The organism is Lysobacter sp. DMC104, from assembly GCF_056313665.1.
Window position 1 is genome coordinate 89,742 of record NZ_JBQUZW010000007.1, and the last position, 23,464, is coordinate 113,205.

General features: G+C 69.6%; 8 protein-coding genes. 6 read left to right on the forward strand and 2 right to left on the reverse strand.

What is annotated here, in order from left to right; genetic code table 11:
* Positions 1-8: 8 nt before the first annotated feature.
* Positions 9-3,605 (forward strand): ABC transporter permease/M1 family aminopeptidase, encoded by a 3,597-nt coding sequence (locus ACT53R_RS10685; protein ID WP_476171857.1) that lies wholly within the window; start codon positions 9-11, stop codon positions 3,603-3,605.
* A gap of 42 nt (positions 3,606-3,647) precedes the next feature.
* Here the strand turns inward: ACT53R_RS10685 and ACT53R_RS10690 are convergent, their stop codons facing one another.
* Both ACT53R_RS10690 and ACT53R_RS10695 read right to left on the reverse strand, forming a co-directional pair.
* Entirely contained in the window at positions 3,648-3,968 is a 321-nt protein-coding gene (locus tag ACT53R_RS10690; RefSeq protein ID WP_476171858.1) for a DUF1820 family protein, read from the reverse strand.
* A 49-nt stretch (positions 3,969-4,017) separates the two neighbouring features.
* The gene (locus ACT53R_RS10695; RefSeq protein ID WP_476171859.1) at positions 4,018-4,710 is read right to left on the reverse strand and encodes a rhomboid family intramembrane serine protease; all 693 of its coding nucleotides are present in this window, start codon (positions 4,708-4,710) and stop codon (positions 4,018-4,020) included.
* Positions 4,711-4,918: 208 nt separating this feature from the next.
* On the opposite strand from ACT53R_RS10695, the gene ACT53R_RS10700 reads away from it, so the two are divergent.
* From ACT53R_RS10700 to ACT53R_RS10720, 5 genes are all read left to right on the forward strand, one after another.
* On the forward strand, positions 4,919-6,283 hold the full coding sequence (locus ACT53R_RS10700; RefSeq protein WP_476171860.1) for an OmpP1/FadL family transporter: 1,365 nt from the start codon (positions 4,919-4,921) through the stop codon (positions 6,281-6,283).
* Positions 6,284-7,071: 788 nt separating this feature from the next.
* The gene (locus tag ACT53R_RS10705; protein ID WP_374297959.1) at positions 7,072-7,278 is read left to right on the forward strand and encodes an MbtH family protein; all 207 of its coding nucleotides are present in this window, start codon (positions 7,072-7,074) and stop codon (positions 7,276-7,278) included.
* A gap of 131 nt (positions 7,279-7,409) precedes the next feature.
* Positions 7,410-18,611 (forward strand): amino acid adenylation domain-containing protein, encoded by an 11,202-nt coding sequence (locus tag ACT53R_RS10710; protein WP_476171861.1) that lies wholly within the window; start codon positions 7,410-7,412, stop codon positions 18,609-18,611.
* Positions 18,612-18,721: 110 nt separating this feature from the next.
* On the forward strand, positions 18,722-22,000 hold the full coding sequence (locus ACT53R_RS10715) for a non-ribosomal peptide synthetase (protein ID WP_476171862.1): 3,279 nt from the start codon (positions 18,722-18,724) through the stop codon (positions 21,998-22,000).
* A 1-nt stretch (position 22,001) separates the two neighbouring features.
* The gene (locus ACT53R_RS10720; protein ID WP_476171863.1) at positions 22,002-23,459 is read left to right on the forward strand and encodes a serine hydroxymethyltransferase; all 1,458 of its coding nucleotides are present in this window, start codon (positions 22,002-22,004) and stop codon (positions 23,457-23,459) included.
* Positions 23,460-23,464 lie beyond the last annotated feature (5 nt).

Here is a 23,464-nt window from a genome sequence, read left to right on the forward strand (position 1 = left end):
AGGCGACCATGTTTGAATTCTTCCGCTTCGAGCTGCGCCAGCAGCTGCGATCGCCGGTGCTGTGGTTGCTCGGCATCCTGTTCGCGCTGATGGCCTTCGCCGCGCTGACCACCGACGCCGTGCAGGTCGGTGGCGCGATCGGCAACGTCCATCGCAATGCGCCGCGCGTGATCATCGGCCTGTCGGTGGCCTTCAGCATGATCGGCATGCTGTTCGTCGCGATGTCGGTGCATGCGGCGCTGCTGCGCGATTTCGAGATGGGCACGGCCGAACTGATCTTCGCCAGCCCGGTGCGCCGCCGCGATTTCGTGATCGGCCGCATCGCCGCCGCGGTGGCGGCCTGCCTGTGCGTGTACGGCGTGATCGTCGGCGCGATGTTCATCGCGCAGTTCATGCCGTGGATCGAACCCGAGCGGCTCGGACCGGTCACGCTGCTGCCGTACGCGTGGAGCCTGGCGGTGGTGTTCCTGCCGAACCTGCTGTTCACGGCCGCACTGCTGTCGCTGATGGCGGTGATCACCCGCAGCATCCTGTGGGTCTACATCGGCGTCCTCGGGTTCTTCGTGCTGTATTTCGTCGGTGTTTCGCTGCTGAGTGACCTCGACAACGTGCGCACGGTCGCGCTGTGGGAGCCGCTGGCCCGGATCGCGTTCGCGCGCACCATCCGCTACTGGTCGGCCGACGAGATGAACACGCTGGTGCCGGCACTGGACGGCATGCTGCTGGCGAACCGCGCGCTGTGGACCGGCCTGTCGCTGCTGCTGTTCGGTGCCAGCCTGTCGCTGTTCAAGCCGCAGCGCACGGGCACCGGACGCGGACTGTTCCGTCGCAAGGCCGTGGTGGCCGCGCCGGAACCCGCATCGACGCCTGCATCGATGCCCGCGCCGCGCGCTGCGCGCAGCGCGGTGCCAGCCTCCACCGGTGCCCGCACCGCGTTCGCGCAGTTCGTCGCGCACCTGCGCTTCGATGCCGCCAGCGTGTTCCGCGGCGTGCCGTTCGTGATCATGCTGCTGTTCGCGATCGCCAATTTCGTGCCGAGCGCGCTGACAGCCAGCACGCTGTACGACACGCCGATCCATCCCGTGACCTCGCAGATGTTGCAGGCGTTGCAGGGGTCGTACAGCTTCGTGCTGATGATCATCGTGCTGTTCTATGCCGGCGAGCTGTTCGGCAAGGCGCGAGCGGCCAGGATCCACGAGGTCAGCGACGCGATGCCGGTGCCCGACTGGGTGCCGCTGGCGGCGAAGTTCGGTGCGCTGGTGCTGGTGATCCTGGGCTTCCAGCTGTTCGGCGGACTCGCCGCGATGGTGGTCCAGCTGGCGAAGGGGCACATGCAGTTCGAGCCCACCGTCTACCTGCGCATCCTCGCGCTGGACAGCATCGTCTACGTGCTGATGGCGGGTCTGGCGCTGAGCCTGCAGGCGTACGCCAACAACAAGTTCGCCGGCTACGGGTTGATGGTGATCTTCCTGGTGCTGCAGGGCGTGATGGGCTCGCTGGATCTCACCCACAACCTCTACAACTACGCCTCCGCGCCCAACGCGCAATGGTCGGACATGAACGGCTACGGGCAGCTGCTGCCGCCGCAGCTGTGGTTCCAGGGCTACTGGGGCCTGTTCATGACCGCGATGCTGCTGCTGGCTTCGGCGCTGTGGGTGCGGGGCGTGGGCGGCGGCTGGCGCGAGCGGCTGCGCCTCGGGCGCCGACGCCTGCAAGGCCCGCAGGGCGTCGCGCTGGGGGTGGTCGTGCTGGCCTGGGCGGGCGTGGGCGGCTTCATCTTCTGGAACACCAACATCCTCAATCACTACCGCACGCCCGACGAGCAGCTCGATCTGCAGGCCCGCTACGAGCGCGAATACTCGAAATACCGCAATCTGCCGCAGCCGAAGATCCTCGCGGCCGACATCGACGTGGACCTGCATCCGGAGACGCAGTCGATGGTCGTGAACGGCGTCTACCGCGTGCACAACCCGCACGCCGTGCCGATCGCCGACGTGCACATCGCGATGGAGGACGACGAAACCCTGGCCAGCATCGACCTCGGCGGCGCCACGCTGCGCCACCACGACGCCGAGGCGGGCTACCGGATCTACCACCTCGCGAAGCCGCTGGCGCCCGGCGAGGAACGGACGTTCCGCTTCCGCGTGGAGGTGGCGCCCAAGGGTTTCACCAACAACGGCGTCGGCACCCGCATCGTCGACAACGGCACGTTCTTCAACAACGACGTCTTCCCGGCGTTCGGCTACAGCACGGGCTACGAGATCACCGATCGCAACGAGCGCCGCAAGCGCGGGCTGGGCGAACCGCAGCGCATGCCGAAGCTGGAGGACGTGGCCGCGCGGCAGAACAACCCGCTCAGCGACGATGCCGACTGGATCGACTTCAAGACCACGATCTGCACCGCGCCGGACCAGATCGCGCTGTCGCCAGGCTACCTGGTTCGCGAGTACCGCAACGCGGCGGGCCGCCATTGCTTCCGCTACGCGATGGACCGGCCGATGCTGAACTTCTACGCGTTCCTGTCCGCGCGCTGGCAGGTGCGTCGGGGCGCGTACAAAGGCATCCCGATCGAGATCTACCACGATCCGAAGCACGCCTACAACGTCGACCGCATGATCGTCGGCGTGCAGCGTTCGCTGGACTACTACGAAACCCGCTTCACGCCCTACCAGCACCGTCAGGTGCGGATCATCGAGTTCCCGCGGTATGCGAGCTTCGCGCAGAGCTTCGCAAACACGATCCCGTTCTCGGAGAGCATCGGCTTCATCGCCGACCTTGGCGATGCTGACGACATCGACTACGTGTCCTATGTCACCGCGCACGAAGTCGCCCACCAGTGGTGGGGACACCAGGTGGTGGGGGCGGGCGTGCAGGGCTGGAGCATGCTGATCGAGTCGCTGGCGCAGTACTCGGCGCTGATGGTGATGGAGAAGGAATACGGCCGCGGCAAGATGCGCAAGTTCCTGCGTTACGAACTCGATCGCTACCTGGCCGGGCGCGCCGGCGAAGTGGTGGAAGAGCTGCCGATCTACCGTGTGGAGAACCAGCAGTACATCCACTACCAGAAGGGCTCGCTGGTGTTCTACCGCCTGCGCGAGGAGATCGGCGAAGAGGCGCTGGATCGCGCGCTGAAGAAGTTCCTGCAGGCGAATGCCTTCCAGCAGCCGCCGTACGCGACCAGCGCCGCGCTGCTCGACGCCATCCGCGCAGAGGCCGGGCCGGGACACGAAGCGCTGATCCGCGACCTGTTCGAGAAGATCAGCTTCTACGACAACCGGGTCGAAGCCGCGACCGCGAAGAAGCGTGCGGACGGCAAGTACGAGGTCACGCTGGACCTGCGCGCGGCCAAGCGCTACGCCGACGGCAAGGGCCGCGAAACGCCCGGCGTGCTCGACGACTGGATCGAGGTCGGCGTGTACGCGAAGGCGCCGTCGGGCAAGGAAGCGGACCAGAAGGCCCTGTACCTGCAACGCCACCACATCACCACGGCGCAGCCGAAGCTGACGGTGGTGGTCGATGGCGAACCGTACGAGGCCGGCTTCGATCCGGACAACAAGCTGATCGATCGCGTCTCGGCCGACAACCGCCGGCGCATCGACTTCTGATCGCGCGATGTTTCGCGGGCGGCGGCGCAGGCCGCCGCCTGCTCAGCGCGGCTTCGCCGGCAGCGGGAAGGGCGTGACCACCTTCTCGCCGCTGGCGGCGTCGCGGATCGCGGACGGCCCCTTCTTCTCGACTTCCTCGATGCGGACGATGCTCTGCATCGGCAGGTGCAGCACCTTCGTGCCGGCGAACTCGTCGCGCAGGCGTTCCTCGGTGGGATCGACCACCAGCCCGTCGTGTACGTCGAACACGAGGTCCGCGACCTCGGTGAACCCCCACAGGCTGCCGCTACCCACGCGCCCGGCGTAGAGCTCGTAGATCCGGCCGTGGTTGAGGAAGGTGACCTTGTAGAGCGTCTTCTGCATGGGCGGATGATACCGGCCCGCAGTCGCAGGGCGCGAGGCGAGGGCGGGGTCAGTAGCCGCGGCTGCGGCGCAGCCGGCGCGCGATCGACGCGCGTGCGGCGATCGCGAACAGCACGCCGAACAGGAAGCCGGCGATGTGCGCACTCCAGGCCACCGCGCCGAACGCCGGTCCGATGTAGGCGAAGCCGACCTGCAACGCCGCCCAGATGCCGATCAGCAGCGAGGCCGGCACGCGGATGAATTCGAGGAACAGCCCCAGCGGCAGGACCACGCCGAGCTTGGCGCCGGGGAACAGCGCGAGGTAGGCGCCGATGACCGCCGACACCGCGCCGCTGGCGCCGATCACCGAGCGTTCCGGTCCGCCGATGGTGAACACGGTCGCGAGGTTGGCCACTGCGCCACCCAGCAGGAACAGCGCCAGGAACCGCCACGGGCCCATTGTCCGCTCCGCGGGCAGGCCGAAGATCAGCAGGAACACCAGGTTGCCCAGCAGGTGCGCCCAGTCCGCATGCAGGAACAGTGCGGTGAACAACTGCACCCAGCGGCCATCGGCCCACAGCGCGCGGAAGGTGTCGGCGGCGTCCGGTCCCCCGGTGAGCGCGCCCCAGCCCTGCAACAGGGCGCGATGCTCGGGTTCCGGGCGAGTGCCCGCCCAGAGGTAAGCCAGCCACAGCGCCGCGAACACCAGCGGCGTGGCCCAACGCAGACCGCCCCTGCGGCGGACGGGAAGCTGAACGAACATGTCGTGAACGATCGCAAGCACGCTTGAATCCGCCATGAAACCACACCCGGCGAGGCGTGCGTGCTTGTTAGCTTCTGGTTAATGGGCGGGTTATAGTACGTACGGCGTCGTACGTCGGGAGGGGGCTTCCGGCAGGAACGGCACGGGCGAGGAACAGCGCCCGGCCGCACGGCGCAGACCCTATCCTGTCCACGGAGACGCAAGCACCATGCACAGCCACACTCGTATCGTCCAGATGTCCGCGCTCGCGCTGGGCATCGCCGGCGCGCTGGCCTTCGGCCAGGCCCATGCCTCGGGCTTCCAGCTGAAGGAAAACAGCGCCAAGGCCCTCGGCCGCGCGTTCGCCGGTTCCGCCGTCGCCCCGGGCGACACCTCGGTCGTCGTCAACAACCCGGCCGCCATGACCCGCTTCTCGGGCACCACCATCCAGGCCGACGTCACCGTCATCGACCTCAACGCCAAGTTCAGCGGCGGCGGCTATGCCGGCTACGGCTTCGGCCCGGTCGCGGCTCCCCTCACTGGCGGCGACGGCGGCGAAGCCGGCGACGTGACCCCGGTGCCGGCCATGTCGATCATCCACAAGTTCGACAACGGCCTGGCCGTCGGCGCCATGGTCAGCGCGCCCTTCGGCCTGAAGACCGAATACGACGCCAACTGGGTCGGCCGCTACTCGGCCATCAAGTCGGAAGTGAAGACGGTCGACCTGACCGTGTCCGCCGCCTATGAAATCGTGCCGGACCGCTTCTCGGTCGGCGCCGGCATCATCTACGAGCGCGGCGAAGCCGAGCTGTCGAAGGCGGTCGACTTCGGTACCGCGCTGTTCGCCAACCCGGCGACCCGTCCGCTGCCCTTCGCCCGTCCGCAGCTGCGCGACGGCAAGGCCGTCGTGACCGGCGACGACTCCGCTTTCGGCTGGATCGTCGGCATGACCTTCCGTCCGACCGACAGCCTGTCGTTCGGCTTGTCGCACCGCTCCGAGATCGACCACGAGCTCGACGGCAAGGTCGACTGGACCGTGCCGGCCGACGTCGCCACGATCTTCGGCTCCAGCCCGACTACCTCGTCGCTGTTCAAGGACGGCGGTGCGCTCGCCAAGCTCACCACGCCGAGCATCACCACGTTCAGCGCCATGTGGCAGGTCAACGACAAGCTCGCGCTGATGGGCGACTTCACGCAGACCGACTGGCATTCGCTGCGCGAAGTGCGCATCGACTTCGACAATCCCGATGCGGATTCGGTCGAACCCTTCAACTGGGGCGACACCCGCTTCTGGTCGATCGGTGCGGAGTACAAGCTGTCCGACGCCTTCACCCTGCGCGGCGGCTATGCCTACGACGAGACCCCGACCACGTTCGCCACGCGCACCCCGCGCCTGCCCGACGAGGATCGCCGCTGGTACTCGCTGGGCGTGACCTGGAACATGAGCGACAAGATCGAGCTCAATGCCGGCTACACGCGCATCCAGCCGGATACGCCGAAGATCGGCATCTTCGATTCCTCGCGCCATGTCCTGTTCGGCAAGTTCAGCAGCGACGTCAACCTGTTCGCCTTCTCGGGCCAGTACAAGTTCTGATCGCCGCCGCGGTTCCGCGACACGAGAAACCCCGCTCCGGCGGGGTTTTTCTTTGCCTGCCATCTGCCCTGCGGCGACAAGCGTCCGATCTCGGGGGCGCACCGATGACGCGCGTTCCGGCGCGACGCATGGGCACGAACGCCCGCAGGCATCGTGATGCGTCAACGCGGCGCCATCTCGATCGTTCCCGTGGGGCGCAATCGAACCGATCGCGCCGGGCTCGCATGCGCGGGTGGTGTGTGCGCATTCGTATTTCCATTTGTATGCACGAGTGTATTCAAAACCTGCAATCGAATGCAGGCGTGCGGATTCGGAATCTCGCATGCATCGCATCATGGCTGGCGGCGTCAATATCCGATGAAATGTTTGCCGGTATTGGCCCGCGCCGTGATGCATCGCTTTCGTTAAGAAAAAGTTTCCGCATCGTTAATCGTGTCCTGGCGACGGCGTCGCGAAATCGATCGGAAACTTGTTTTTCCCGAGGAAAACAAAGCGATCGCGCGCGCCCGGGAAACTCCCGGAAAACGCGGGAAATACGCGCGGGAAAGCGTCATGTGCGCAGCGTAGGATGGATTTCGCGGAAGGCGGCCTTCGCGATCCGCGGATGGTTGCAATCGAAACAATGAGGTCGATGACATTCAAGGCAGTTGATCCGCATTCTCAACGGATGAGATTTTCGCGATTCGTGCGCGCATCAGGTTGGTCGACTTGATCGTGTAATGCGTCCACGATAGGATTCATCTGCAGGGAAACGAAATGGAAAGTTGTTTGGTGATCAGGAGATGACGATGGAATCTGGTGACAACCGTATTCATGCCGTGGTGGTCAACCACGAAGAGCAATACTCGATCTGGCCTGCCGACCGCGAACTTCCGCTGGGTTGGCGCAATGCCGGCAAGACCGGCAGCAAGGAAGAATGTCTCGCGTACATCGACGAAGTGTGGACCGACATGCGTCCGCTGAGTCTGCGCCGCGCAATGGAAAGCGTGAACTGACGAGCAAGACTGCTCCTCCTCCGTAACACCAATCCGATCAACATCCTCTCGGTGCTCGTGGGCACCCGGGATTTTTTTCGTCGCCGCTCGACGCCCGATGACGGGCGGCGTGCGTCCGGATGCGCCAGGGAATGCACAAAGTGACCGACTCGATGCCCTCGACACTGCAAGACGTTCTGCATCGCGCGGCGCGCGAGGCCGCCACCGTCGAGCTCGCCTTCGTGCGTGCGGACGGCAGCGAACTCAGGCTCACCTACGCCATGCTGCTGGGGCGCGCACAGGCGCTCCTGGCCGGGCTGCAGGCCTCCGGACTGCGACCGGGCGACCACCTGCTGACGCAGCTGGGTGGCGGAGAGCAGCAGATCGAGGCGTTCTGGGCCTGCATCCTCGGCGGCATCGTGCCGGTGCTGCTGCCGAAGACGGGGAGCTGGCGGCGCGAATCGGAACCGGCGCGGCGCATGCGTGCCGTGTCGTCGCTGTTCCCGGGCGCGACGATCCTGATCGACGCCGACCAGGCGGAGGATTACGCGAACGGTGTGCCGGCGCTGGACGGCGGGCATCGCATCCTCGTCGTCGATCGCCTGCCCGAAGGCGGCATGGCGGTCGAACACGTCGCGTCGCCGGGCGATCTCGCGTACCTGCAGTTCTCGTCGGGCTCGACCGGCGTGCCCAAGGGCGTGCGGCTCACGCACGCCAACATGGTCACCAATGTCCGCGACATGGCGGAGGTGAACGGGTTCCGCCCGTCGCACGGCTTCATCAACTGGATGCCGTACTACCACGACATGGGCCTGATCGTCTTCCACCTGACGCCGACGCTGCTGATGGCGCCGCAGGTGAAGATCGAGGCGGCCGATTTCATCGCCGACCCGCTGCTGTGGCTGCGCAAGATCCACGAGCACCGGTCGGCGATCGTCGGCGGCCCGAACTTCAGCATGCGCCAGGTGCTGGAGAAGCTGGGCGAAGACGGGCCGGACGGGCTGGATCTGTCCTGCGTGTACATGTGGATGAACGGCGCCGAGCCCGTCTGGGTGAAGACGCTGTCGGATTTCGCGGACAGACTCGCGCCCGCGGGGCTGTCGCGCAATGCGGTGATGCCGGTCTACGGTCTGGCGGAAGCCACCGTCGCCGCCGCGTTCCCGCCGATGGGGCAGCCGTGGCGCGTGCATCGCCTCGATCGCCAGGCGCTGCTGCGAGAAGGCATCGTGCGCGATGCGCAACCGGGCGAGGAGGTCATCGAATACCCGGACGTCGGTTTCCCGCTGTGCAGCGTGCAGACGCGCATCATCGCCGAGGACGGCAGCGTGCTGCCGGAGAACCGGCTCGGCGAGATCTGCATCCGCGGCGGCAGCGTCACTGCGGGCTACCACGGCCAGGGATTGTCGGAGCGCCTGTTCGACACCGAAGGCTGGCTGCGCACGGGAGACCTCGGCTTCCTGCGTGAAGGGCGACTCACGATCACCGGCCGCCTGAAGGACGTGATCCTGATCAACGGCCGCAACGTGATGGCGGTGGATCTGGAGCAGCACCTCAGCCGTGCCTTCGGCCTGAAGACCAGCCGCATCGCGGCCTGCGGCGCGATCGATCCCGTCGACGGCAGCGAATCGGTGCTGCTGTTCGTGGTCGAACGTCCGCACAACCCGGACTGGACGTTCCTGCACGCACTGCGCGCCGCGGCCGAGGACTACCTCGGTTATCCCGTGCGCGCCGTCATCCCGGTGCGTCGCATCCCGCACACCAGCAGCGGCAAGATCCAGCGCCACCAGTTCGTGCCGCAATGGATGCTGGGCGAATTCGCGGAACTGGCGCGTCGCTTCGACGAACACCGTCCCGCCTCGACCGGCATCATCGATCCGCACGATGCGGTGATGACCGCGATCGCCGGCGCATGGGCACAGGCACTGGGACTGTCGATCGACGAGATCGGTCCCGACGCCTCGTTCGTGTCGCTGGGCGGCACGTCGGTCAAGGCCATGCGCATGCTGCTGCTTGCCGAGAACGCGCTGGATCGCCGGCTCGGCACGAAGGCGCTGCTCGAATGCCGCACGATCCGCGAGCTGACGCAGTTCGTCGCCGCGCTCGACGATCGACCCGATGCGGACGCATCGCCGCTGCCCGCCTCCGCGCGCGAGCGCCAGGTGCCGGTGGCGATCATCGGCATGGCCGGTCGCTTCCCCGGTGCGTCGAACGTCGAGGATTTCTGGCGCAACCTGCTCGACGGCGCCAGCGCGATCGCGCCGATGTCGGACCGGCGCTGGCCGCAGGCGGAGCGCCGCTGGCCGATCGGCGAGCTCGGCGATGCGATGGACTTCGCGGCCGCGTTCTTCCGGATCGGCGACGACGAAGCCCTGCTGATGGACCCGCAGCAGCGCCTGCTGCTGGAAACGGCGCATGCCGCGCTGGAAGACGCCGGTTGCCTTGGCGCGCGCATGCCGGCCGGCCGCCACGTGGGCCTCTATGTCGGCGCCAGCTACAACGCGCACCTCGAACAACTCATCGCATGGCGCGGCCGCGACGCTGACGCCGCGCTGCTGCGCAACAGCCAGCTGCTGCCGGCGAACCTGCTGAACATGATCGCCGCGCGCGTCGCGCAGGCGCTTGACCTCAAGGGTCCGTCGCTGGCGCTGGACACCGCGTGTTCGTCGTCGCTGGTCGCGCTGCATTACGCCTGCGCCGACGTGGCCTCGGGCCAGTGCGATCTTGCGCTGGCCGGTGGCGTCAACGTGCTGCCGTCGACGACGATGGTGCAACTGCTGCAGCAGGCCGGCGCGTTGTCCGCCGGCGGTGTCTGCCGCGCGTTCGATCGCGGCGCCGACGGCATGGTGCCCGGCGAGGGCGTCGGTCTGGTCGTGCTGAAGCGGCTCGATCGCGCGCTGGCCGACGGCGACCGCATCGATGCGGTCGTCGCCGCGACCGCCATCAACAACGACGGCCGTTCGATCGGGATCATGGCGCCGACGCCGGAAGGCCAGGAAGCCGTGGTGCGCCAGGCGCTCGCGCGCGCCGGCATCGCGCCGACCGACATCGACCACGTCGAAGCGCACGGCACCGGCACGCCGATCGGCGATCCGGTCGAACTGCGCGCGCTGTCGGCCGTGCTCGGCCCGCGCGACGCCGACGCCCGCTGCGGCATCGGTTCGGTGAAGACCAACGTCGGCCACCTGCTGGCAGCGGCCGGCATCGCCGGCGTGATCAAGCAGGTACTCGCGCTGCGCCACGGCGTGCAGCCGGCGACGCTGAACCTCGCGTCGCCGCATGAGCAATTGTTGCGCGACGATGCACCGCTGCGTCCGCTGCTGAAGGCCGAAGCCTGGGCCGCGGGTGCGCGCGCCGGCATCGCGCGCCATGTCGGCATCAGCTCGTTCGGTTTCGGCGGCACCAACGCGCACGTGATCCTGCGCGGCGCGCCCGCGCGACCGCCGGTGCGCGAACGCGCGCCCGCCGCGTGGCCGCTGTGCCTGTCGGCCCGCGACGAGCGCACGCTGGACGCGATGCGCCAGCGGTTGCACCTGCACCTGCAGACCCATCCGGAACTCGATCTCGCCGACGTCGCCTACACGCTGTGCATGGGCCGCGAGGCCATGCCGGTGCGCCGTTGCGTGCTCGCGACCGACATCGAGGACGCGATCGCGCGTCTCGACGCCGAGCGCGCGTCCGCGGCGCTGGACGCCGCCGTCGCGGTCGACCCCGCGCTGCACGAAGCCGCGGCGCGCTGGGAGGCCGGACGCGACGTCGACTGGATGCCGTACTTCGCCGCCTTCGGGGCGCGGATCACGAGTGTGCCGACCTATCCGTTCACGCGACGCACGTTCGCGCTGCCGCTGCCGAAGCCGGCGTCGACCGACGTCGCGGTGCGCGAGGCGGTCGTCGGCCGCCCCGCGTCCGAATGGGCGTACGAAATCACCTGGGCGAACGCCTCGCTGCCGTCGCCGTCCGCCCCGCATCCGGCGGCGCACGTGCTGGTGCTCGGCGCGGACAACGCGATCGGCGAAGCGCTGTGCCATCGCCTGGCCGCCGCCGGTCGCGGCTTCACCCGCGTGACCGCCGGTGTGCGCTTCCTCGAATCCGCGCCCGGTCGCTGCATGGCCGACCTTGCCACCGCGGACGGCATCGGCACGATGCTGCACACGCTGGCCGCGCGCCACGGCGCGCTGGACGTGCTCGACCTGCGCGGCTCGCGCATGCTCGGCGACGGCGGCGCGGGCGAGACCGCGACGCAGGCCGACACCCTGCTCGCCGGTGCGCTCGCGCTGGCGCAGGGCGTGCTGGCGCAGCCGCTGTCGGTGCGACGCCTGCTGTGGGCGACCGTGCACGGCACGTCCGCCAGCGGCGAGGACGAATTCCGTTCGCCCGCCGCGAGCGCGCTCTGGAGCTTCGTGCGCACGGCGTCGCTGGAACTGCCGGCGGGCATGGCCGGTGCGGTCGACCTGGGACTGCGCGACGGCGCGGCCGCGGCGATCGATGCGCTGGTGGCCGAACTCGACGCCGCCACCCGTGACGCCGCCTTCGTCGCATGGCGCGAAGCGTGCCGCCTGCAGCCGGTGATCACCGCCGTGCCGATGCCGGCGGTGCCGCGCACCGTGAGCGGCGACTGCGTGATCGCCGGTGGTCTGGGCGGTCTGGGTCTCGCGCTGGCCGAATGGCTGTCCACGCGCGGCGCGCAGCGCATCGTGCTGATCGGGCGCCGGCTGCGCGACGACGCACGCGATCGCGTCGACGCCCTGCGCGCGCGCGGCGCCGACGTGCACGTGCTGCTCGCCGACATCGCCGATGCCGAATCGATGGCCGTCGCCGGCGCGGAACTGGCGCAGCTGTGCCCGCGTGTCGACACCGTGTTCAACCTCGCCGGCGTGCTGCGCGACGTGCGCCTGGCCGACATGGGCCCGGCCGCGTGGAACGACGTGCTGCGCGCCAAGCTCGCGGGTTCGGCGCTGCTGCACGAACACACCGGCATGCTGCAGCCGCGGCGCTTCGTGATGTTCTCGTCGCTGGTCGCCGTGACCGGCCACGCCGGCCAGGCGAATCACGCCGCGGCGAACGGGTTCCAGGACGGCTTCGCTGCGTGGCTGCGCCAGCGCGGCCAGCAGGCGAGCACGATCAACTGGGGTCTGTGGGGTGAGGACGGCGTGGTCGCGCACGAGCGCACCATCGCGGCGCTCGCGCGCGAAGGCGTGTTCCCGATGGGCACCGCGCAGGCGCTCGACGTCGGCGCCGCCATCTGGCACGCCGACCGCACGCAGACCGTGGTCGCCAATGTCGCCGAAGGGTTCTTCCCGAACGCGGGCAAGGCCGGCGCGACGCAGTCCTTCGTGCAGGGCGCCGCGACGGCGGATGTTGTCGATGCCAGGGTTTCGCGCCTGGCCGAAGCCGCGCGCCGCAACGCCTCCGGTGCCGTCGACGAACGCCTGCAACCGGAACTCGACGAACTGTGCGCCGAACTGGTCGCGCAGTCGCTGCGCGAGGTCGATGCGCTGTCGTCGTCGGAACGTCGCGACATCGACGCCATCGCGGGCCGGCTCTCGCTGCGCGTCGATCGCCGCGCGCACCTGACGCGCCTGCTGCAGATCGGCCTGCGCGGCGATCGCGTGGTGGTCGAGGACGGCGGCTATCATCTCGGCGACGCTGCGGCGTCCGCCGATCCGGCCGCGCGCGCCGCGAGCATCATCGAACGCTGGCCGTTCGCGCGCGGCGCGGTCGAGATGCTGCAGCGCTGCATGGTCGCGCTGCCCGAGGTCTGGGCGGGGCGCCGGCAGCCGGTCGAGGTGCTTTTCAGCGGTGGCTCGGTCGACGAACTCGAAACCTTCTACTGCCAGTTCCCGCCGCTGCTGCGCGCGGGTGCGATGGTCGCTGGCGCGGCGCAGGCCGCGGGCGGCTGCGCGCGCGTGCTGGAGATCGGTGCCGGCACCGGCGCGCTCACGCGTGCGCTGCGTCCGGCGCTGCAAGGCGTCACCGACGAATACGCCTACACCGACGTGGGTCGCCGCTTCCTGATGCATGGGCAGGACCGCTTCGGCGATTGGCCGGCGCTGCGCACCGCGCTGCTCGATCTGGAGCAGGACCCGGTGGCACAGGGCTTCGGCGTCGGCAGCTACGACCTCGTCGCGGGCGCCAACGTCGTGCACGCGACCGCCGACATCGCGCAGACGCTGCGCTACATGCGCAACGTGCTGCGCCCGGGCGGCATGCTGCTGCTGGTGGAGACGGTGCGCCCGAATGCATTCGCCGACTGCACCGTCGGCCTGCTCGACGGCTGGTGGGCGTTCCGCGACACCGCATGGCGCAGCGACTATCCGCTGCTCACCTCCGAACAGTGGTGCGCGCTGCTCGGCCAGCACGATTTCGCAGCGACCGTGATCGAGGTCGACCGCGCCGCCGACGGCGGCTCGGGCACCGCGGTGGTCATCGCGGTGGATCGCCGTGCCGCCGTGGCGCCCGTCGCCACGCTGCCCGGTACCGCGACGAAACCGGCGCAGGCGCCAGTCGCGGCGACGTCGGCGACCACCGCCGCGCGCGCGCCGGCCCCGACGACGGCCGCGACCGGCGACGTCGACGCGCAGGCCTGGGTCGCCAGCCTGATCGAGGCCGATCTCGCGGCGCAGGGCATCGTCAATGCGTCGCACGACACGTCGTTCTCCGCGGTCGGTACCGACTCGCTGGTCGCGGTGCACACCTGCAACAGCCTGCAGAAGGCGTTGGGCGTGGAAGTGCCGCTGTCGCTGTTCTTCGAGTTCGGTTCGATCCGCGCGCTGTCCCAGCATCTCGTGTCGCGCCACGCCGACGTGATCGAGCGCGTGCGCCCGAAGGCGTCGGCCGTGGCCGCGCCGCCGGTGCCGCCGACCCTGCGGCCGGTGCCGACCGCGCCCCACTACCCGCTGTCCGCGGCGCAGCGCCGCCTGTGGTTCCTCGCCCAGCTCGAACCGGGCAACCCGTTCTACAACATCCCCGGCGCCATCGCCTTCGACGGTGCGCTGGATCCCGGCGCGCTGGAAGACGCGCTGCGTCGTGTGGTCGATCGCCAGGAGTCGCTGCGCACGCGCTTCGTCGAGATCGAGGGCGAGCCGCGGCAGATCATCGATCCGCCGGGCCATTGGCGCGTGCGTCGTGTCGACCTGTCGGCACTGTCGTCCGCGGAACAGCAGGAGGCGCTGGCGCGCATCCGCACGGAGGAGGGCGCGCAGCCCTTCGACCTCGCCGTAGCGCCGCTGATGCGCGCGACACTGGTGGTGCTGTCGCCGGAGCGGCACGTGCTGTCCTACGTGATCCACCACATCGTCGCCGACGGCTGGTCGATCCGCGTGTGGCTGCAGCAGGCGGCGCGCATCTACAACGCCGCGCTGCACGGTGCGGAAGCGCCGCTGCCGCCGCTGCCGGTGCAGTACAAGGACTACACCGTCTGGCAGAACGCGCTGGTCGACCAGGGCCACTTGACCGGGCAGGAAACCTACTGGCTGCATCGCCTCGGCGGCGAACTGCCGGTGCTGTCGCTGCCGACCGAGCGTCCGCGCCCCGCGGTGCAGACCTATCGCGGCGCGGTCGCGCACCACAAGCTGCCGCGCGGTCTCGCCGATGCGCTGGTGCAGCTCGGGCGGAATCACGACGCGACGCCGTTCATGGTGCTGCTGTCGGGCCTGGCGGCGCTGTTCCAGCGCATCACGCGCCAGGACGACGTCATCATCGGCAGCCCGATCGCCGGCCGCACCGCGCGCGAACTCGACGATCTCGTCGGCTTCTTCGTCAACGCGATGGCGCTGCGCATCGACCTCGGCGGCGACCCGGATGTCGGCGAACTGCTGCATCGTGCCCGCCGCGTCGCCACCGATGCCTACGCGAACCAGGATTTCCCGTTCGATCGACTGGTCGAACTGCTGAACCCGGTGCGCGACCTCGCGCGCTCGCCGATCTTCAGCACGATGCTGATCTACCAGTCGGCGCGGGTCGAAAGTTCGGTCGCGGGCGCGTTCGAGGGCCTGCGCATCCAGCCGCTGCCCAACGAGTGGTTCACCGCGAAGTTCGATCTGCAGTTCTTCGTGAAGGACGCCGACGACGGCCTGCACGTCGCGCTGGAATACAACACCGACCTGTGGGGGCCGTCCAGCGTGCAGCGCATGCTGGAGCAGTGGCAGCAGGTGCTCGCGGCGATGGTCGCGCAACCCGACGCGACGCTGTCGTCGCTGCCGATGCTGGCCGCGGATCATCGTCGCCAGATCCTCGAGGACTGGAACGCCGTCCCCGCTGTGACGCCGGCCGCCGACTGCCTGCACACGCTGGTGGAACTCGGCGCGCAGCGTGCGCCGGAGGCACCGGCCGTGGTCGATGGCGCGCGCGTCGTCGACCATCGCAGCCTGCATCGCGCCGCGAATGCGCTGGCGCACCGGTTGGTCGCGCTCGGCGTCGGGCCGGAAACGATGGTCGGCGTCTACGCGCATCGTTCGCCGGAGCTGATCGCCGCACTGCTGGGCGTGCTCAAGGCCGGCGGCGCCTACGTACCGCTGGATCCGGCTTATCCCGACGATCGCGTCAGCGCGATGGCCGAGGACAGCGGCGCGCAGATCGTGCTGACCACCGCGGCGCTGGCGCCGCGCTTCCCGGTCCGCGACTGCCGCTTCGTGACGATCGACGACCTGTTCGAGGCCGCGGCCGATGCGTCCGCCGACGTGCCGCCCGCGGTCCGCGTGCACGGCGAGAACGCCGCGTACCTGATCTACACCTCCGGTTCCACCGGTCGGCCGAAGGCGGTGGTCATCCGCCATCGCAGCGCCGCGGTGCTGATGGCGTGGGCGCAGTCCGCGTTCGCGCCCGAAGAACTGGAAGGCACGCTGGCGTCCACCTCGATCTGCTTCGACCTGTCGGTGTACGAGATGTTCGCGCCGCTGGCCGCGGGCGCGAGCGTGATCACCGTGCCGGGCAACGTGCTGGACCTGCCGCAGCTGCAGCCCGCGCGTCCGATCACGCTGCTCAACACCGTGCCGTCGGCCGCGCGCAGCCTGCTGCAGCAGGGCGGCATTCCCGCGTCGATCCGTACGATCAACCTCGCCGGCGAGCCCTTCACCGAGGACCTGGTGCTGTCGCTACTGCAGGGCGCGCCCGGCCGTCGCGTGGTGAACCTCTACGGTCCTTCGGAAGACACCACGTATTCCACGGTGAAGCCACTGGTGCCGGGCGCGAAGATCACGCTCGGCAAGCCGCTGGCGAACACGCGGCTGTACGTGCTCGACGACGCGCTGCAGCCGGTCGACGTGGGCGTGCTGGGCGAGATCTACATCGCCGGCGAAGGCCTGTCGCGCGGCTATTACCGTCGTCCGTCCGGCACTGCCGAACGCTTCCTGCCCGATCCGCACGCGGTCGCGCCGGGGCAGCGCATGTACCGCACCGGCGACCTCGGTCGCTGGCGCGCCGACGGCGAAGTCGAATACGCCGGCCGCGTCGACCACCAGGTGAAGGTGCGCGGGTTCCGCATCGAACTCGGCGAGATCGAGACCCGCCTGCGCGCGCATCCGTGGGTGCGCGAGGCCGCGGTCGTCGCGCGCGACGACACCGGCGGCGCGAAGCGGCTGGTCGCCTACGTCTGCACGCCGGACGACGGCGCGGAAGACGCCGCGCACGCGGACGCCGTCGCCGACGAGGCGGTGGATTCCGTGCAGCAGTGGCGCACGGTGTTCGAGGACACCTACGCGCAGCTCGAACTGGCGCGCGAAGGCACGCAGGCCGACTTCAACATCGCCGGCTGGACCAGCCGCTACGACGGCAGCCACCTGCCGCAGGCGGACATGCGCGAGTGGGTCGACGGCACCGTCGCCCGCCTGCTCGCGCTGAAGCCGCGGCGCGCGCTGGAACTGGGCTGCGGCACCGGCCTGCTGATGTTCCGCGTGGCGCCGTCGGTCGAGCACTACACTGCCACCGATTTCTCGCCGGCCACGCTGCACTACCTGCGCAGCCATCTCGACGCGCTGGGCGACAAGGCCGGTTCGGTCGAGCTGCTGGAACGTGCGGCCGACGCGATCGACGACCTGCCCGGCGACTTCGACCTGGTGATCGTCAACTCGGTGGCGCAGTACTTCCCGAGCCTCGCGTACCTCGAACGGGTGATCGAACGCGCGCTGGAGCGGCTGGCGCCGGGCGGCCATCTGTTCCTCGGCGATCTGCGCAGCCTGTCGCTGCAGCCGGCGTTCGCCGCGTCGCTGGAACTGCACGCGGCACCGGCGGCCACACCGCTGGCCGCGGCGCACTACGGCGCGTGGCACCAGGCCGCGCTCGACAACGAACTGCTGGTGCATCCGGGCCTGTTCGCGCTGTTGCAGCAGCAGGGACGCATCGGTGCGGTGCGCGTGCTGCCGAAGGACGCGCGCCGTGTCAACGAGCTGAGCAAGTTCCGCTACGACGTCGTCATCACGCGGCGCCCGCCGCAGGCCGTGCCGATGGCGTGGTCGGACTGGTCGGGCGATGGTTGGGATCTGGCCAAACTGGAACGCCGCCTGTGGCAGTCGGGCGTGGTCGCGCTGTCGGGCATCCCGAACGCGCGCGTCGCCGTCGATGCGCACGGCGCGCGCCTGCTGGCCGATCCGGGCGAGCTGAAGACCGTCGGCGAACTGCGCCGCGCGGTGTCCGCAGCCGAACCCGGCATCGATCCGCAGGTGCTGGCCGAACTCGCGGTCGCAAGCGGGCGGCAGATGGAACTGAGCTGGATCGACGGCGCCGCCGACGGTCGCCTGCGCGCGGTCTTCGCCGCGCCCGGTGCGGCGCTGCCGGAATGGACGCTGCCGCCGCCCGCCGGGTTGACGCTGGCACAGTGCGCGAGCTCGCCCGCGCAGGCATTGCAGCGTCGCCAGATCGGCGCGGTGCTGCGCCAGCATCTGGCGCGCGAACTGCCCGAGCACATGGTGCCCGGCGCGTTCGTGTGGCTGCCGCGCTTCCCGCTGACGCCGAACGGCAAGCTCGATCGCAGGGCGCTGCCCGATCCGCAGCGTCCCGGCGCCGCGCACGACTTCATTCCGCCGCGCACGCCGGTGGAACGCGAGCTGTGCGGCATCTGGAGCGAAGTGCTGGGCCAGGACCGCATCGGCGTGCACGACGACTTCTTCGCGCTCGGCGGCCATTCGCTGCTCGCGACGCAGGTCGTTACCCGCATCAACCGCGCGTTCGGCACGGCGCTGGCGCTGCGGGCGATGTTCGAGGCGCCGACCGTGGCGCGCCTGGCCGACCTGCTGCCGGCGGAAAAGCCCGCGGCCCCGGTCTCGCGCACGCCGGTGATCGCACGACGCGCGCGCTCGACGGGCGCGCAGGACCGGCTCAAGGCCGCCCTCGAAACGCTGGCGCAGGCCGGCGACGCGACATGAGTGCCGTCGACCCTGCTGTCTTCGACCCCTGCGTCTTCGAAGGCCGTGGCCGGGCGCAACCACGCCCGGCCTGACGCCCCCGACTTCATTTCTTCCAAGGATTCATCCGTATGGACACGCTGGCCTCCCGGCTTGCCGAGCTGACGCCGCAGCAGAAACGCGAACTGCTGACGCGCGCGGCGGAATTCGATCTCTTCCCGCTGTCGCATGGCCAGGAACGCATGTGGTTCCTGGATCGCCTGCGTCCCGGGACGCCGAACTACAACATGCCCGGCCGCGTCGACTTCCGCGGCCGCCTCGATGTCGCCGCGCTGGAGCGCGCGCTGCAGGCCGTGGCCGAGCGCCACGAATCGCTGCGCACCGCGTTCGTCGAGTTCGAAGGCGTGCCGATGCAGTTGGTGCAACCGCCGAAGCACCGGCTCGAACGCATCGATCTCGGCGCCTCGCCCGCCGACGTGCGCGAGGCCGAATGCGAACGCCTGCTGCTGGCCGCGGCGCGCGAGCCGTTCGATCTCGCCGAAGGCCGCCTGTTCCGCACGATGCTGGTCAGGCTCGACGACGACCATCACGTGCTGCTGCTCAACCTGCACCACATCGTCTGCGACGACTGGTCGCACGGCGTGCTGATGCGCGAGATCGCGGCCGGCTACACCGGCGGCGAACTGCCGCCGCTGGAGATCCAGTACGCCGACTACGCCTGCTGGCAGCGCGAACAGCAGCAGGCCGAGGACACCGAACACCTCGCGACCTACTGGAAGCAGCGCCTCGACGGCGCGCCGGGCCTGCTGGCGATGCCGCTGGACCGTGCGCGCCCGCCGGTGCAGAACTTCAACGGCGCACGCATCGAGTTCGCGCTGGATGCCGATCTCTCGCAGCGCATCGAGCGCCTCGCGCGCGAGCGCAACGCGACGCCGTACATGGTGGTGTTCGCCGCGTTCCAGGTGCTGCTGCATCGCTACACCGGGCAGCAGGACATGGTGATCGCCACGCCGATCGCCAACCGGCCCTCGCCGGAGCTCGAAGCGCTGGTCGGCCTGTTCTTCAACACCCTGCCGATGCGCGCCGACTGCTCGGGCGATCCGGAGTTCGCCACGCTGCTCGAACGCGTGCGCGACGCTGCGCTGCAGGACTACGCGCACCAGGACATGCCGTTCGTCAAGATCGTCGAACTGCTGCAGCCCGAGCGCGCGCTGAGCCACAACCCGCTGGTGCAGGCGATGTTCATCCTGCAGAACGCGCCGCACGAGGCGTTCGAGCTGCCGGGCCTGAGCGCGCGCATGCGCGAGGTCGACAACCGCACCGCGCAGTTCGACCTGATCCTCTCGCTGCGCCGCACCGCCGACGGCATGGCCGGCTACGTGCACTACGACACCGACATCTTCGAAGCGGCGACGATGCAGCGGCTGATCGGCCATTACCGCACGTTGCTGCAGTCGGCCTGCGCCGATCCGTCGCGCCGCATCTCGCTGCTGCCGATGCTCACGCCGGCCGAACTGCACCGCGTGCGCTACGACTGGAACGACACCGATCGCCCGCGCGAAGCCGGCGTCTGCCTGCAGCATCTCGTGCAGCGCCGTGTGGCCGCAGCGCCGGACGCGACGGCGGTGATCTTCGGCGACGAGACGCTGACCTACGGTGCGCTCGACGCGCGCGCCAACCAGCTCGCGCACGCGCTGCTCGCGCTGGGCGCGAAGCCGGGAAGCAACGTCGGTCTCTGCCTGCGGCCCGGGCCGGACATGGTCGCCGCGCTGCTGGCGACGGTGAAGGCCGGCTGCGCCTACGTGCCGCTCGACCCCGCGTATCCGGCCGAGCGCATCGCGTTCATGCTGCGCGACGCCGGCATCGCCGCGCTGATCAGCGCCGAGCCGGTCGCATCGCAGCTGCCGGCGGTCGACTGCCCGCTGCTGCTGCTCGACGGCGACACCGCGCGCGACCAGTCGACCGATGCGCCGCAGGTACACGTCACCGGCGAGCACATGGCCTACGTGATCTACACCTCCGGCACCACCGGCCGGCCGAAGGGCGTGATGATCCGCCACGCCGGCATCGTCAATAACCTGCTGGACCTCAACGAGAGCCACGGCGTCGGCCCGGCCGATCGCGTGCTCGCGCTGTCGTCCTTCAGCTTCGACATGTTCGTGTACGAGACCTTCGGCATCCTCGCCGCGGGCGGCGCGGTGGTCATGCCGCAGGGTGACGGCGCGCGCGATCCCGTGCACTGGGCCGAGCTGATCCAGCGCCACAAGGTCACGATCTGGAACTCCGCGCCGGCGCTGCTGGAAATGCTGCTGCGCCACGTCGAGAGCGTGCCCGGCATGACGCTGCCGTCGCTGCGCACCGCGATCATGGGCGGCGACTGGGTGCCGGTGACGATGCCCGACCGCTTCAAGCGCATGGCGCCGGGCGCGCGCTACGACGTACTCGGCGGCGCCACCGAGGCGTCGATCCATTCGATCACCGAGACCGTGCATCGCGTCGATCCGGAATGGACCAGCATCCCGTACGGCAAGCCGATGGTGAACCAGCGCGCGCTGGTGCTCGACGCCGAACTCAACCCCGTGCCAGTCGGCGTGCCCGGTGAGCTGTACCTCGGCGGCAAGGGCCTGGGCCATGGCTACTGGGCGCGTCCGTCGTTGACCGCCGAGCGTTTCCTGCCCGATCCGCACACCGACGTGCCCGGCGCGCGCATGTACCGCACCGGCGACCTCGCGCGCTGGCGCGAGGACGGCACGATCCTCCTGATCGGCCGCATCGACCACCAGGTCAAGATCCGCGGCCATCGCATCGAGCTGGGCGAGATCGAAAGCGCGCTGCGCGAACATCCGGCGGTGCGCCAGGCCGTGGCCGGCGCGCGCCCCGACGCCACCGGCGAGAAGCGCCTCGTCGCGTGGATCGTGTTCCATGAAGGGCAGGCGGTGCCGCTCGACGCGGTGCTCGACGTCGCACGCGCGCACTTGCCGGCCTACATGGTCCCGGGGGTGGCGATGGAACTGCAGAAGCTGCCGTTGAGCCCCAATGGCAAGGTCGATCGCTCGGCGATGCCGGCACCGGACGCTGCACCGGTGAACGCCGCGCGCGCACTGCCGCAGACTCCGCTGCAGTCACTCGTCGCCGAGCTGTTCTGCGAAGTGCTGGGCCTGGAAGCCGTGGGCCTGCACGACAACTTCTTCGACCTCGGCGGCCACTCGCTGCGCGCCACGCAGTTGGCGGCGCTGGTGCGCGAATGGTTCCAGATCGAACTGCCGCTGCGCCAGCTGCTGCTGGAGCCCACGGTTGCCGCGGTCGCGGACGAACTGCAGACGCTGGCGGCCGCGCGCAGCGTGGATCTCGATGCACTGCTCGCGGCGATGGAAGCCGGCGACGACGTCACGGAAGAGGAGATGGCCTGACATGAACATCCATGAAAAGAGCGCGCATGACCAGGACGCGTTGTCGCACATGAAGGCGCTGGCCTGCACCGGCCTCGACCGGCTGGCCGCGAAGGACCCGCTGCTGCTGGAGCTGCTGGCGCGCGAACGCCAGCGCCAGGACGAGACGCTGACGATGGTGGCCTCGTCCAGCAGCGCCGATCTCTCGGTGCAGGCTTGCCTCGGGCAGGCGCTGGCGAACGTCACCACCGAAGGCTATCCGGGCCGGCGCTACCACGCGGGTTGCGAGATCGTCGACGAGATCGAGACGCTGGCCGCGCAGCGCGCCTGCACCGCGTTCGGCGCGCGCTACGCCAACGTGCAACCGCACTCGGGCTCCACCGCCAACCAGGTGGTGATGTTCGGTCTGCTGCAACCGGGCGACTGCATCCTCGGCCTCGACCTCGACAGCGGCGGACATCTCACCCACGGTTCACCCGCGAACGTGTCGGGCCGCTATTTCCGTGCCGAGACCTACGGCCTCGGCGCCGACGGCCTGATCGACTACGACCAGGTCCGCGACCAGGCGCTGCGTCATCGCCCGAAGCTGCTGATCTGCGGCGCCAGCGCTTATCCGCGCACGATCGACTTCGCGCGCTTCCGCGCCATCGCCGACGAAGCCGGCGCACTGCTGTTGGCCGACATCTCGCACATCGCCGGCCTCGTCGCCGCGGGCGTGCATCCCAGCCCGATCGACCACGCGCACTTCACCACCACCAGCACGTACAAGCAGCTGTTCGGCCCGCGCGGCGGCCTGGTGATGTGCGGCCGCGACATCGACACCGTGATCGGCGCGGGCAATCTGACCTGCTCGAAGCTGGTGCAACGCTCGCTGTTTCCGATGGTGCAGGGCACGCCGGACCTCGGCGCGGTCGCGGCCAAGGCGCGGGCGCTGGCCGGGCTGACCACGCCGGCCTTCGTCGAACTGGCGAAGCGCATCGTCGCCGACGCGCAGGCGCTGGCCGATGCCTTCGTGCAGCGCGGCTGGCGCGTGCTGACCGGCGGCACCGACAACCACATGCTGCTGGTCGACGTTGCCGAGCGCGGCCTCACCGGTCGCGTCGCGGAGGCGTCGCTGGAAGCCTGCGGCATCGTCATCAACAAGAACCGCATCCCCAACGACCGCCACGGCCCGCTGGTGAGCAGCGGCGTGCGCTTCGGCACCAACACGCTGGCGCTGCGCGGCCTGCCGCCGTCGGCGATGGCGCGCTGCGCCGAACTGGTCGAGGACGTGCTGCTGCACGTCGAGGTGCAGGGCAACACCCAGTGGGCGCTCGATCCGCAGCGGCTGCGCCGCGTGCGCGAGGAAGTGCAGGCGATCTGCCGCGAGTACCCGCTGCCGGGCATCGCGCCGGGTGCCGCCGATGTGTCCGTTCCTTCTCCCGTGTCCCCGCGCGCGACGGTGCATGCCGATCGCGCCGAGCCTGCCGTGACCGACTGATTGCC